Genomic DNA, 13204 nt, shown 5'->3' on the forward strand with positions numbered 1-13204 from the left:
CAAAATGCCAGATAGAAAATCCGCATCTTTATATGAAATTCTTACGGGCAACTTTACAGGGGATCTTCCCCTTGAAGCAGTAAACGAAGAAGACCAGGTTATTTTATCCGTGCTGGATAACATCCAGCGTATTTTGAACGCCCGGGCCGGGGCTATATCCCATCTACCAGATTATGGTTTGCCGGATATGACCAAAATTCTGCAAGGCATGCCCGGGACAGCCCACGAACTGATCGATACGTTAGCCGGTGTCCTGCTCAAGTATGAACCCCGTTTGCAGTCCCTCAATGTAACTTTACTCGAACAACAAGTGCCCGGGGAGTTGCGCTACACCATTGATGCCGAGCTGAGAGGTATCGGACTTGTACGGTATGGGACCGAGTTTATGCCAGAGGGAAAGGTTATGATCAGGCATTTGAAACAACAGCAACATCTGGAAAACCAGCAGCTTATCTAATCAACTCTTACCCTCATTTCCATATTCTCGGCTTAACCGACCGTGCAACCTCAACACATTGGTTTCAATTGCCGTCAACACGTTCTCCGGAAAATCTGCCGGTAATGAAGTCTTCACCTTATCCAGTGCTGCGGGAATCATTCTGGCAAAGTCACTCAGGATTTCATTCATCTGCACTTCCGGGAATTTCAGCGCCTTTGCTGTCGCCAAAAAATGTCGCGGATATATTTTATCGATTGCCGTTTTTCTGCCTTTGGATGCATTAAGCCCCATTGCCAGTTTGAGATCGCTGATGTGTATTCCCGCGCCACCCAATACCGGAAATGCTGAAATGATATCGTAAAATGGCGTGAGTCGATAACTGCCGCCGGCCTGGATAAAAACCGAGAAATTTTTCGCATGGCCGTCCGTCGCGCCAATCAACCACTGGAATACCTGGAATTTCATAAAATCATAACGATCGCGAAGCGCCTCGCTGGCCCCCATTAAAAACGCCATGATCCGCGCGATGCCTGGGCCTCCGTCAGATTCATATTTCACCGATGAAGGTAAACCAAATGTCTGACACATATCCTCCTGCGGCAAGCGAAGTAAAACCGTTCGTTCAGTATTCCAGCGCCTGTCAAAGCGTTCGACCGCTAACGCGCGCACCTTTCCCGCTTTAATGATTTCTGCGTCGGGAACATTCAACCCGAATTCTTTTGCCAGCAGCAGACAGTAATACTCATTATCAACACTCTGACTGAGATCGAGCGTCGCATTGGGCTGTCTGATTTCACCAATCGGCAATTTAATGATATGCGTCGTCGGCGTTATTCCTTTCGGAATGCACCAGTCATTGCCCATTCTGAGCAGCGCGGTCTTCTCCTGCGCGCCAGCAACCGAGATGCGAAAGTCATCTTCCTCCCTAATCATGCCTAGCGGGATATCTGCTTTATAAGCCGTTAACACTTCTTCAAGTCTGGCTTCAGTAAGCTTTTCCCATGCCATTATCGGGCGCGTTACGGTTTCGTCTTCTGGTAATAACGTTACGGCGCCAACGCTGTCTCGCCCGATTTCTGACAATAAATCAAACGGTTGTCTGGATTTAGCATGATAACGTTTAACGATCCGGTCGCGTACAATCGGGCTATCGGGTAACAGGTTATCGAAGAAGTTAAATACGGCATCAGAGGTGATATTCCCCCTCTGCAATGGCAGCGAAAGCGACAATGGCCTGGCATAACGGTTGGCTAACCACTCCGGCGCATACTTAAAGGTATGGGCACCGTTGGCCAGCTTCGTCAACTCGCCTACCCGCTGGTTGTTCATCCACGTGACAAGTTTAGGCATTACCACTCCAGATCTTGCTGATCAGTTGATTCTGGCGAGGCATTTTTCGTGTCGCATAGCGTCATTGATAGCTTAAGCGACTGTAATATCTTAAAAAATGTTGTTAGCGTGGTGTTGTCAGGGTTGTTTTCGAAATTGGAAATGGTCGCCTGTTTTATACCGATTTTTTCGCCAGCTCGCTCTGCGTCCAGCCATTTTGCTGACGAACCAGTTTCATTGCATTTGCTAATTGCGTTGGGCTATAGATCATCGGAAAGCTCATTATGCCATACGTCCACAAGAAGTTTATCCGCTTTAGGGGATATTTTCAGTTTTATCCTTTAGTTAGGATAAAGTCAATCTGCAAACGCATTTTATCCGCTCTACGGGATAAACACTGCGATATCCGCGATCGAGGATAAAAACGACCATACAGGTATAGTGCATCTCCACTACACCGGGTGGCGTCAGCCCCATTACCCCGATGCAGTCCATTTTCTTCTGACTTTCCTGTGTGTTTTGTGTGTATTTTAGCCAAGAATGTGATCAGTACCCGGTATAGTGGATCACGTCATTGCCACCATACCTGATAGCGTGACGGCACGGTTAGGAAACTTTACCTGGTACAGTGTATCGTGAATGATGATCGGCTCTGATAACGCGATGATACTGAAGTGAAAACTGTACCCTGTGTAGTGGATCCAGTGAAAGTGCGCACCCGGTATAGTGTGCTTCATGGCTGAATCGGAGTTTGCCGCAGGTAGCCCTGCATCCATCATCATGACAGACACTGGTCGCAGGACTCGTGAGCCGTATGTAGGTAATCCACTATGCCGGGTGAATGATATGTTGACCCATGCTGACGGACACCTGGTTATCCACAAAAACGGAGCATAACCTTGTGACCGGAATCCGGATAAGACGAGATAATCATCATTACTGCGGCATCACCAGTAAGGGATAATCCTGCTCATCTTTTACTTCAGTTTCTCTATATTCAGCATAAATTCAGACGTTCCGCTGATGCTGGAAGTCGACGGAAAGATCGGGAAGCAGCGGCTGTCACCCAGACCCAACTGAATGTGTAGGGGTCCGACCTTATGACACTGGCGTGTCGACTTGCTGTCATGGTGGTGTCGTATACGGTGCCGGACTGATGTGCAAGTATTATTGTCACAAACATTGCAGAGAACGGGAACAATGATGACTGTTGCTGAAAAGGTGAAAACATATCGTCTGAGAAAGGCATGGTCGCAGGAACAACTGGCTGAAGTCGCCTCTCTTTCTGTAAGGACTGTGCAGCGAACTGAAAAAGGCCAGAAGCCGAGTCTGGAAACACTCAGTGCGATCGCTTCAGCCTTTGATATAAATGTTTCTGATCTCTCGGAAGAGACTTACGTTGCCAGCCAGGCTCTTGATGAACGCATCAGCGAAGCCAAAATTCAGGTAGGACAGGAAACCCGGTTTTATCGGATTCTGGTTACTGCTGTTCTGGTATGCACAGCATTAATGATAATTAACTATCTATTTACCCCGGAAAGTTACTGGTCCGTTGTGGTAGCTGTTATATGGGGAGGACTTGTCATACTCAGGGGAATACGCGTGTTTATCATGCGAGGGAAAATCGCCTTATGGCAACAACGCAGGTTGCAGAAAATTCTTCGGTCAGGAAATAAAATATCGAATAACAATACCACTGAAAAGTAATGGTGTGCCGATTGACCTGTACTGAAAAAGATTAACTTTCGTAACTGGGACAACTTATGAATATTGCAATCTTTTTAAGAGATACACCTGTCTGGGTATGGATCCTGCTGGCTTTTTTACTGCGACGCGGCTTTGCTGCTCTTTATGTCCGGGAGATGACAATCAGGCGGTTGTTTTTTCTCCCAGTGCTTTTTCTTGTCTGGGGGGCATATGGTGTTATCACTGAGACAGCACTTGCTGGCGCAAGCCTTTCAATGATGGCAGCAGGACTGCTCGCAGGTACCGCTCTTGGATACAGGTTGTGGCGCTTACAGCCACCGCTGAGAGATTCAGATAATCCGGGCATGATTATCAGGGCTGGGACGCCGCTGACCCTGGGGCTGATTGTGATTACTTTTTGCATGAAGTTCATACTTACTTCAGCCATTTATCTGCAACCGGGATTACGGTCATCCGCAAGTTTTTGTATGTTATTTGGCGGTGTAACAGGACTTATTGATGGCGTATTCTGGGGAGGAACCCTGAGACTTTTCATCCCTTGGTACAGCAGAAGATGATTAACCGTAACTACCTGTGATCGAAACCCAACGGACCCGCTATCCATTGTTGTTGGCTCACGCCAGATGAAACTGAAATTTTCGCTTGTGGTAAGCGGTGGTCGCACAGTTAGGGTATACCCCAAGGCATAAACGCTATAAGCGTTGTAGGATTGCTCTTGGATCTGTGACAATTGATAACTTACAAAAAGCTTTGCTTAAAATCCGGAAACCGTGGAGAACGAGCAATATCGTTAACCCGTCATTTATTTAATTAAATGTCTGCTTCACAGCAGACACTCAACAGCGCCGTCCGCGTCTATAACTGATCTATCGCGCTTAATGTTCTATATTGCTGTTCTGTTAACTGACTGGGGCCGAGTGACATTTATCGCAAGCCATGCCTAAGTGCGTACAATGAATCGCATAAATAAGTAACTTATTGATTTTAAAGTGCACACAACAAACATTATGTTAAATACAGTGTCTGATGAACTTCGGTATGCATATTTTCTGCCCCCTCTGTCGGACCTTTTACTCTCCGATATTGCCCTTTCCCCGAGTTAAAGAAGCCATTATCACGGCAGTCGGAGAAACAACGTTCTCTCCTGCGTTTGTGATGCTTTAAAACCATGATGCAGGTAAAAACGTCGGGCAGTGTCAGTAAGTGCATGAACCATAATGGCTCGAACACCAATATTTTCAGCGACTCTGTAGCATCGCAACACCGCATCATGAAGCAGATCGGCGCCCAGTCCTTTACCGTGGAACGAAAGATCGACCGCCAGACGAGCCAGGATAATCACCGGTATGGGGTCAGGCATATTACGGCGAATATTTCCCGTTGCTTCGATGTGATTCACACTACCGGTTGCGAGTGAGTAATAACCAACTACACGTTTTGTCTCTTGCTTGCAGATAACAAACGTCCGCGCAGCCCCAAGCGCCTGATTCTTTAACCCCCGGTGTTTTAACCATTCATCCAGAACAGCCTCACCGCTAACAAACTCCGCAAGTTGATGAGAACTAGATAAAGGTTCAGGCTGAGTTACAAATCCCACTGTGGTTTCCTTGCCAGAAGTTTTTCTAATGCTGGGTTAGATTCCACCGGCGCATCGATCATATCGATAAACTCGGCATACTGCTCCTCGTTCAGATTAAATACCCTGCGTTCAAGAATGACATTCTCTGCGGCCTGGCAAGCCATTTCGAGGATAAAATCCGTGCGCGACTTATGCAGAATTTCTGCTGCCGTATCTATCAGCGCCCGCTGGGATTCTCTGGCGCGAAGGTTGAGTTGGACATCTGATTTCATGGTAACACTCCGTATAGCATTTGCTATACAGCATAGCAGATTATTGCTGTGTAGCAATTGCTATACATAGCGGATAACTGAATTTTTCACCGGAGTGTTACTGACTAAAGGTACTTAATGTTGGCAAGACGACTGCTGCAACGGATGGGTAAATTATCAGGATGTTGTAACTACGTAATTTTTATTTAAATTCGGGGGCGTTTACTGCCCCCCGAAGACGCATTTAACCATCAGAAGCAGTACTCAATCCCTGCGCCAATGGCGTAGTTATAATTTTGAATACCTGCAGCATCATTGTAATGTTCAGAGTCACCTGTGACTTTATCATGCACAGTTGAGTCTCCCCTGCCTTCAGAGAAACGCGTCCAGCTCAATTCAGTGAAGACACGAGCCTGGGAAGTAATGTTATATCCCGCGTTGATAGTACCTGAGTAATAGTTTGAGTTACTGGCACTTTCGTTAAAACTCAGGTCACGCATGTAATGCTCATCGTGGTCGCGAGCTTCTACCCACTGACTGAAACATATTTCCCCGTCAGCCCTAAGTAAGGCACCCGGTATTTCTGCTGGTAACCAATGGTATGACATTCGCGCCGAAGGGTATTTATCCGTTTATTTACTGGAGTTATTCTCTGTAAATAAAAGGTTCTGTCGTACCAATGGCCTGCGCAACATTTATTGCGCAGGCTTTTTTTATCAAAAATACCCTGATATTACCGATGTTTTTGGGCTATAGCCCTGACGCGTATTGACTGAAAATAGTGCTATCAGAGTTCCATCAGGTTGAACGCAACGCAACAACGATATTATCCAGACGGACGCTTTATGTACGTCATCAGCACGACATAACTCGCCCTTCTGTCCCGCTCCGATCTGGCGAATAACGCCCAGAGACGCTCACTACTCAGCGGATAAGTGAGACACAACCCGCTATTTTTACCTTATTGCATCTGAAATGTTTACTTTGCCACTTGTATGTAGCATTCTTGACGAAATTCATCATTTCAGCATAAAGGCAGAAAATCATGGATACGCCTGTCCATCTGTTAAAAGTTGCGCAACGTTCAGAGAAAATGCTGTTTTCTCTTACCGAACAAATTCAGTCACAGAAAGAAGAGTTGCAGGAAAACAAGTTTTATCAGGTCTATGCCAAGGCGGCGCTTGCCCGGCTGCCCCGTCTCACGCGCGCCAGCGTGGACTACGCCGTCAACGAGATGGAAGAAAGCGGCTATGTGTTTGATAAGCGCCCCGCTGGTAGCTCCACCAAGTACGCCATGTCGATTCAGAACATTATCGACATTTACCATCACCGTGGGGTTCCCAAATATCGCGACCGCTATCCATCGGCATTTGCCGTTTTCATCGGCAACCTGAAAGGTGGCGTGTCTAAAACGGTTTCTACCGTTTCTCTGGCCCATGCGCTACGCACCCACCCTCACCTGCTTTATGAAGACTTACGCATCCTGGTGGTTGATCTCGATCCGCAGTCTTCAGCAACCATGTTCCTCAACCATACCCGGGCCATTGGCATGGTAGATGCCACATCCGCACAGGCCATGCTGCAAAATGTGTCGCGTGAAGAGTTGCTCTCAGAATTTATCGTGCCTTCCATTGTGCCGGGCGTGGACGTGCTGCCAGCCTCAATTGAAGATGCGTTTATCGCCTCACGCTGGGATGAGTTATGCGCCGAACACCTGCCGGGGCAAAATGTTCACGCGGTGCTGAAAGAGAATGTGATTGATAAACTGCGCAAAGATTACGATTTCATCTTTATCGACAGCGGCCCACACCTTGACGCGTTTCTCAAAAATGCTATCGCTTCAGCCGATCTGCTGTTAACACCGGTTCCGCCTGCGCAGGTGGATTTCCACTCGACGCTGAAATATTTAACCAGGCTCCCTGAACTGGTTGAAATTATTAATGAATCCGGCATGAAGTGTAATCTGCAAGGCAATATCGGCTTTATGTCAAAACTGTCGAATAAGGCCGACCATAAGCTTTGTCATAGCCTGGCGAAAGAAATTTTTGGCGGCGACATGCTTGATGTCGCATTACCGCGACTGGATGGCTTTGAGCGTTGTGGTGAGTCTTTCGACACCGTTGTCTCGGCAAACCCAGCCACCTATATTGGCAGCAGTGAGGCATTAAAAAATGCCCGCCACGCCGCCGAAGATTTCGCCCGGGCAGTCTTCGACCGCATTGAATTTATCAGAACCAATGGAGGTGTATGATGAGCGCCAAGAGAGTCACCATAGGCCGTACCTTCAAAACCCCTGCACTGCACGAGGATGATGGCGGACCATCTCAGGAGCAAATCTTTACCCTCTCCACTGGGCGTCATGTTACTTTTTCGCTGCGCACCATCCCGGCCAACGAGGTTGAAAATGGGACGTATGTTATTCAGGAGATCAATGGCCGCGATCAGACTTCGCTGACCAGCGAGTCCCTGAAAGACATTACCCGTACGCTCCGCCTGCAACAGTTTTTCCCGTGTATCGGCATTGAGCGGGAAGACGGCGTGGAAATTATTGATGGTTCCCGCAGACGCGCGGCGGCAATTTTGTGCCATACCCCGCTGAAAGTGCTGGTCACCACTTCAACGGTATCTGCCGATGAGGCCCGTAAACTGGCGGCAGATATTCAGACGGCGAAAGAACATAACCTTCGTGAAGTCGGGTTACGCCTGATGGCGCTTAAAGCGTCTGGTCTGAATCAGAAACAGATAGCCGCACAGGAAAAACTGTCACCGGCCAAAGTCTCCCGCGCCATGCAGGCAGCCTCCGTTCCGCAGGAGCTGGTTTCACTGTTCCCTGTGCAGTCAGAACTTCATTTTTCCGATTACAAATTACTGGCGGCGGTGGACGAAAGTCTCGCCGAGAAAAATGTCGAACTGAGCACGCTGATCGAACAAATTTCAGAAGATATTGATCTTATTCTGAGCGAAGGTGGCCTTGCGGAAGATGAGATTAAAAATAAGCTGCTAAAGCTTATTCAGAAAAAATCGTCTTTGCTGATCTCGCTGCCTAAAAAAGAGAAAGCGAAGGTGGTTTCGCTGTGGGCTTTTGATGACAAAGACCGATACGCGCGTAAACGCGTTAATGGCCGAACAATCTCTTTTGAATTTAATCGTCTGACAAAAGAAGTTATGGACGAGCTGGAGCAGTCAATTAATGACGTGCTCGCCAGACATCTTGAGTAGGTGTTTTCGCGCGGACATCATGAATGTGCGCGGTAATGGCAAAATGGCTATTTAGCCCGACGTAGTTTCCTGCCGGATGCGGCGTAAACGCCTTATCCGGCCTACAGATTTATGTAGATGTAAACGCTTACTTCATGTAATAACCTGATGTTGCTGACAATTTCATCAAAAAATATCCCGTTAACATCAGATAATTCAACGAACTGACGTGCAGGAAAATGAATTACCCTTCACATCAGTTATATCAGCAGTCAAATACCTGGTGGTGAAACGAAATACTCAGGCATTACTATGAATTATAATTGTGCCACAACAGAACTATTCCTGCTATGACAACAAAAAAACCGATAACGCCGAGTAACAAACTTATCGATACCTGATGACTAAACTTAATTTTTCGGTTGCTGAACATAATCTCATATCCTTCCATCTTGCTTCTCCTTTTTCTGTGCTGGTTAATAGCGGGTATATCTTTTACAGAGCAACATTTATCTACAATACTTTTCTGGGTGAAAAGAAAGTTTTTATCTTATTTCTTAATTATGTTTAATTTTCTTCTCGAAATTAACTTTTTTGTAGTATGCGCACTATCACATACTGACACTCAGCGTAAGAGAAAACCATCAGGATTTGGCCTTAGTTTAACGGCCAGGAGATATTGAGAATATTGCTAAAGAGGAATGAGCAGCGGGAAAAAATAAAGCCGGTGAACGACAGCATGTATTCACCGGCCCCTTCCAATGGATCGATATAAGACAGAAGGAAATAAACTGTTATATCAACTTGTCACTTTAATTACTTGAGTACCTTCACGGTATAACGACCATCGGCCTGACGATACGCACCATGAATATCGGTTTCAAATCCCGGATAATGCGCGCCAATTTCACACAGCATCTGCAGGAACTCCAGTACCGGACGGCTTTCAGCGGTGATCATTTCGCCAGGCATCACCAGCGGTACACCCGGAGGATACGGCAGGATCATATTGGCGTTCACGCGACCGACCATGTCATCAAGATAAACTTCTTCCACTTCGCTATGCAGTTCTTTCTGGAATGCACGATACGGCGTTACCACCATTTCTGGCAGAACTTCGAACGCGCGATACATCAGATCTGGCAAATTATGGTGAGAAATCAGTTTATGAATATTCTGCGCCAGCTCCTGAATACGCATGTCTTCATAGAATTCAGGATCTTCCTGATACAGTGACGGCAGCATGTTTTTCACACGCAGGTTTAAATCAAAGGCGCGTTTGAACTCGGTCAGACCACGCAACAGGCTCAGAGCTTTGGTTTTATCGATACCAATGCTGAAGAGGAAGAGCAGGTTATAAGGACCGGTTTTCTCAACGATAATGCCGTGCTCATCAAGGTATTTAGCCACAATGCTAGCTGGAATACCGAAATCGTCCATCGTGCCATCTTTCGTCATACCCGGCGTCAGCAGAGTGACTTTGATCGGGTCCAGATACATATGCTCGTTGTCAATGTTCTGGAAACCATGCCAGCCGTTGTCAGAATTGAGCGGCCAGCATTCAACCTGGTCAATCTGCTCTGGCTGCCAGACATCAAAGAACCAACCGTCCGATTCGCCTTTTAAGCGTTTAATCTCTTTACGGAACCTGATTGCACGATTAATAGAGCCATCAATCAGACGCTTACCGGCATTTCCTTTCATCATTGCCGCAGCAGTTTCCGTCGATGCGACAATACCGTAGTGCGGTGAAGTCGTGGTGTGCATCATATAGGCTTCGCTGAACGTCTCTTCGTTAACATCCCCTTTCACATGGATCATGGATGCCTGAGAAAACGCCGCGAGCAATTTATGCGTAGACTGAGTTTCGTAAATCACTTTACCTTCAACACGACCACCGCTCATCCCGCATTTACCTTTGTAAATTGGCGAGAAATTGGTGTAAGGCACCCAGGCGGAATCAAAGTGGATGGATTTTACGTCCAGCGTTTTCTTGATGTAGTCGGTGTTGTACAGCAGGCCGTCATAAGTCGAGTTGGTAATGACAGCGTGTACAGGCCAGGTGGCATTCGGAGTTTCTTTCACGCGTTTGGCGATGGTTTCATGCTGAAATTCGCTCTGCGGAATACCGCCTAAAATACCGTAAGCATTACGGGTCGGGCGGAAGTAGATCGGCGTAATATCGCTCATCATCATCAGATGGGTCAGCGATTTGTGGCAGTTACGGTCAATCAGCACGGTACTACCCGCCGGAGCGGAATACATACCGACGATTTTGTTAGCGGTTGAGGTACCGTTGGTGACCATATAGCTGCGTTCAGCGTTGAACACGCGAGCAATATACTCTTCCGCTTCTTTGTGCGGACCAGAGTGATCCAGCAGAGATCCCAGCTCAGATACCGAGATGGAGATGTCTGACTTCATGGTGTTTGCACCAAAGAAGTCATAGAAAATGCTACCGACCGGGCTTTTCAGGAATGCCGTACCGCTCATATGACCAGGGGTACAGAATGTGTACTTACCTTCACGAACATATTTGAACAGGGCTTTGGTCAGTGGCGGCAGAATGGTATCGATATATTCGTCAGTGTTTTGTTTGATTTTTAAGGCGATATCTTCTGCCGCGCCCAGCGCGTATTCGAAGAAACGCACCTGCATACGCAGCTCGTTCAGGCTGACATCCAGGGTAGAGTGAGTATTTGCAAACGCATACAGTGGCATGTACTCATTCATGGCGCTGATTTCTTCACACAGCGCAAGATTGTACTTATCCCAGTCGAAGATCACGCCGCAAAGTTGAGCATTATTTTCAATCAGCTTCAGCAGATCTTCACGGTCGTTTGGATAGACAACCTGGAAGCCCCGTTTTTCAAGGGCACAATGCAATTCACGGATAGGCTCTTCTTTAAAGTAAACACCCATCTGATTCATTATCGCGATAACGTTCATATTTATATCTCCTGATAGAGCTGGCTCCTCCCGTCTCGTTGAGGGAGAACGAGAGGAGCACAGAGAAAGGAAGGGAATTAGTGGGTGTCTACGCTGCTAACGTCGTCAGCAGCATGTTCGCGCTGGTGCAATTTACGACCGTAAAACATCAGGATTATCAGACTGACGATAAATGTACCGGTCAGTTCGAAAGACGTAGCGCCTGCCAGGGCGATAAAGCAGAAGACACACCCCAGCACCGAACAAATCAGACTGGCGCCGTTACGCAGGTTGACGCCTTCGAAACGAATCAGATCAACACAGGAGTAGAAGTAAGGGAGCATGGTCAACAGCACTGCGATCCCGGTAAGTACGCCAAACAGGTCAGAAGCCTTACCACCGGTAGAGTTCATCACGGTTATCAACACCATCAGGACGGTCATTTTCACCGCAGCAAGCAGCAGGCCCTTTTTAGGAATATTGTTACTGTCAACATCAGCATAAATTTTCGGGAAGTTGCCGTCGTTTGCCGCACGAACACCCGCCTGACCAACCAACATCATCCAGGAACCGAGAGACGTCAGACAGGCAAAAGCAGTAAACGCAGAAACCACTGGCGCGGCCCAGCCGCCAAACATCGTCGCGGCGCTAATGGCGAACGGAGCGCCAGACGCAGCCATGCGGTCTGCAGGGTACATCCCGGAAAGGACCTGAGTCGCAGCAATATAAACAATACCGGCCATTGCTGTTCCCAGCATGGTTGCCAGCGGAACGGTGCGTTTTGGATTTTTCACCATACCGCTACTCACCGCAGCAGATTCAACACCAACGAAAGCCCACAGGCAGAGCAGAATGCTATGAATCACAGCGCGGCTGTCAGTCGTACCGGAGGTGTTCCAGTTCGCCTGGTAAGTCGCCAGATCAAACCAGTGCCAGCCAATAACGGCAGTCAGTGCGACAGGAATCAGCACCAGCATCAGACCAATAGTTGTCAAACGACTAACCCACGCACCACCAAGCATGTTGATGAACGTAAAGATCCAGACAATAGCAATACAGGCAATACCGGCCGGAATTGGATTATTTAATACAGGGAAGAAGGTAGAAAGATAAGAAACTGCGGTGATACCAATAGCAAGATTACCGATCCAGTTAGCATGGTAATAAAGTACCCCTGTCTGGAAGCCTAATGCCGGGGAGATTTCTCCCGCATAAGCAATTGGGCCGCCTTGTTGCGGGTTTTTTGTCGCCAGGCGGGCATAGACATAAGCCAGCGACATAGCGCCAATAATAGAGATAATCCATCCCCAGATGGCAATACCACCAATGCTGGCAAGATTCGCGGGTAATAATGCAATCCCGCTTCCCATCATATTACCGGCTACCACGCCAGTACAGGCAAATAGCCCGATCTGTTTGGCAGAACTCATATTTTTATCTCCTGAATTTAATATTGAAGGTACACGCCAGCATATGAACGTCTCTGCTACATGACCGACTACAGAAAAGGTTACTGATTCAGGAAAATGAAGTCATAAAGATAAAATGAATAAATAATAAGTAATAAATAAGTGATAAATAAGTGATGTTTTTAGGCGAATACATGAGTTTTCATGATCATCTATACTTATCAACAAAAAATAAATATCTTTAACTATCATTGCTTTAGAAATGTAGCGGGGAAAGTAAAACCGGAATTATACTTACTCAAAATGGATTGAGATAAATATACAATATCGATGGGGAACAAGATAAAAGCACCTTATCATATTC

11 protein-coding genes and 2 pseudogenes are annotated in these 13204 nt (G+C 47.0%); 6 read left to right on the forward strand and 7 right to left on the reverse strand.

Annotated elements, in window-relative coordinates:
• Positions 1–4: 4 nt before the first annotated feature.
• Positions 5–457 (forward strand): type VI secretion system baseplate subunit TssE, encoded by a 453-nt coding sequence (gene tssE / locus AACS80_RS05995; protein ID WP_135410980.1) that lies wholly within the window; start codon positions 5–7, stop codon positions 455–457.
• Here tssE and hipA read toward each other — a convergent pair whose 3' ends face one another.
• Both hipA and hipB read right to left on the reverse strand, forming a co-directional pair.
• Positions 458–1789 carry a type II toxin-antitoxin system serine/threonine protein kinase toxin HipA gene (gene hipA / locus AACS80_RS06000; RefSeq protein WP_138183701.1) on the reverse strand — a complete coding sequence of 444 codons (1332 nt, stop codon included), beginning with the start codon at positions 1787–1789 and terminating at the stop codon, positions 458–460.
• Positions 1789–2054, reverse strand: a pseudogene (gene hipB / locus AACS80_RS06005) (type II toxin-antitoxin system antitoxin HipB). The gene hipA and the pseudogene hipB overlap by 1 nt, the downstream one beginning before the upstream one ends.
• A 449-nt stretch (positions 2055–2503) precedes the next feature.
• Between hipB and AACS80_RS06010 the strand changes: the two are divergent.
• The 3 genes from AACS80_RS06010 (at position 2504) to AACS80_RS06020 (ending at position 4032) form a co-directional block, all read left to right on the forward strand.
• Positions 2504–2665: a hypothetical protein gene (locus AACS80_RS06010; protein WP_167852446.1), complete on the forward strand. Its 162-nt coding sequence runs from the start codon at positions 2504–2506 to the stop codon at positions 2663–2665.
• A 303-nt stretch (positions 2666–2968) separates the two neighbouring features.
• Positions 2969–3475: a helix-turn-helix domain-containing protein gene (locus AACS80_RS06015; protein ID WP_339374553.1), complete on the forward strand. Its 507-nt coding sequence runs from the start codon at positions 2969–2971 to the stop codon at positions 3473–3475.
• A gap of 56 nt (positions 3476–3531) precedes the next feature.
• Positions 3532–4032 carry a DUF6622 family protein gene (locus AACS80_RS06020; RefSeq protein WP_130224418.1) on the forward strand — a complete coding sequence of 167 codons (501 nt, stop codon included), beginning with the start codon at positions 3532–3534 and terminating at the stop codon, positions 4030–4032.
• 557 nt (positions 4033–4589) lie between these two features.
• Here the strand turns inward: AACS80_RS06020 and AACS80_RS06025 are convergent.
• The 3 genes and pseudogenes from AACS80_RS06025 to AACS80_RS06035 form a co-directional block, all read right to left on the reverse strand.
• Positions 4590–5072 carry a GNAT family N-acetyltransferase gene (locus tag AACS80_RS06025; RefSeq protein WP_135410979.1) on the reverse strand — a complete coding sequence of 161 codons (483 nt, stop codon included), beginning with the start codon at positions 5070–5072 and terminating at the stop codon, positions 4590–4592.
• Complete coding sequence (locus tag AACS80_RS06030; protein WP_130209503.1) at positions 5060–5326, reverse strand: type II toxin-antitoxin system TacA family antitoxin; 267 nt, start codon at positions 5324–5326, stop codon at positions 5060–5062. Before AACS80_RS06030 ends, AACS80_RS06025 begins: the two co-directional genes overlap by 13 nt.
• Positions 5327–5556: 230 nt before the next feature.
• Positions 5557–5879, reverse strand: a pseudogene (locus AACS80_RS06035) (omptin family outer membrane protease).
• Between the two features lie 471 nt (positions 5880–6350).
• Here AACS80_RS06035 and AACS80_RS06040 point away from each other — a divergent pair.
• Complete coding sequence (locus AACS80_RS06040) at positions 6351–7556, forward strand: AAA family ATPase (RefSeq protein ID WP_130224424.1); 1206 nt, start codon at positions 6351–6353, stop codon at positions 7554–7556.
• Positions 7553–8524 (forward strand): ParB family protein, encoded by a 972-nt coding sequence (locus AACS80_RS06045; protein ID WP_240725810.1) that lies wholly within the window; start codon positions 7553–7555, stop codon positions 8522–8524. The genes AACS80_RS06040 and AACS80_RS06045 overlap by 4 nt, the downstream gene beginning before the upstream one ends.
• Positions 8525–9319: 795 nt before the next feature.
• Here the strand turns inward: AACS80_RS06045 and cadA are convergent.
• Positions 9320–11452 (reverse strand): lysine decarboxylase CadA, encoded by a 2133-nt coding sequence (cadA, locus tag AACS80_RS06050; RefSeq protein ID WP_135491320.1) that lies wholly within the window; start codon positions 11450–11452, stop codon positions 9320–9322.
• 77 nt (positions 11453–11529) lie between these two features.
• On the reverse strand, positions 11530–12861 hold the full coding sequence (gene cadB / locus AACS80_RS06055) for a cadaverine/lysine antiporter (RefSeq protein WP_135410977.1): 1332 nt from the start codon (positions 12859–12861) through the stop codon (positions 11530–11532).
• Positions 12862–13204 lie beyond the last annotated feature (343 nt).

The sequence above is a fragment of the Escherichia sp. E4385 genome, assembly GCF_963883145.1.
GTDB lineage: Bacteria > Pseudomonadota > Gammaproteobacteria > Enterobacterales > Enterobacteriaceae > Escherichia.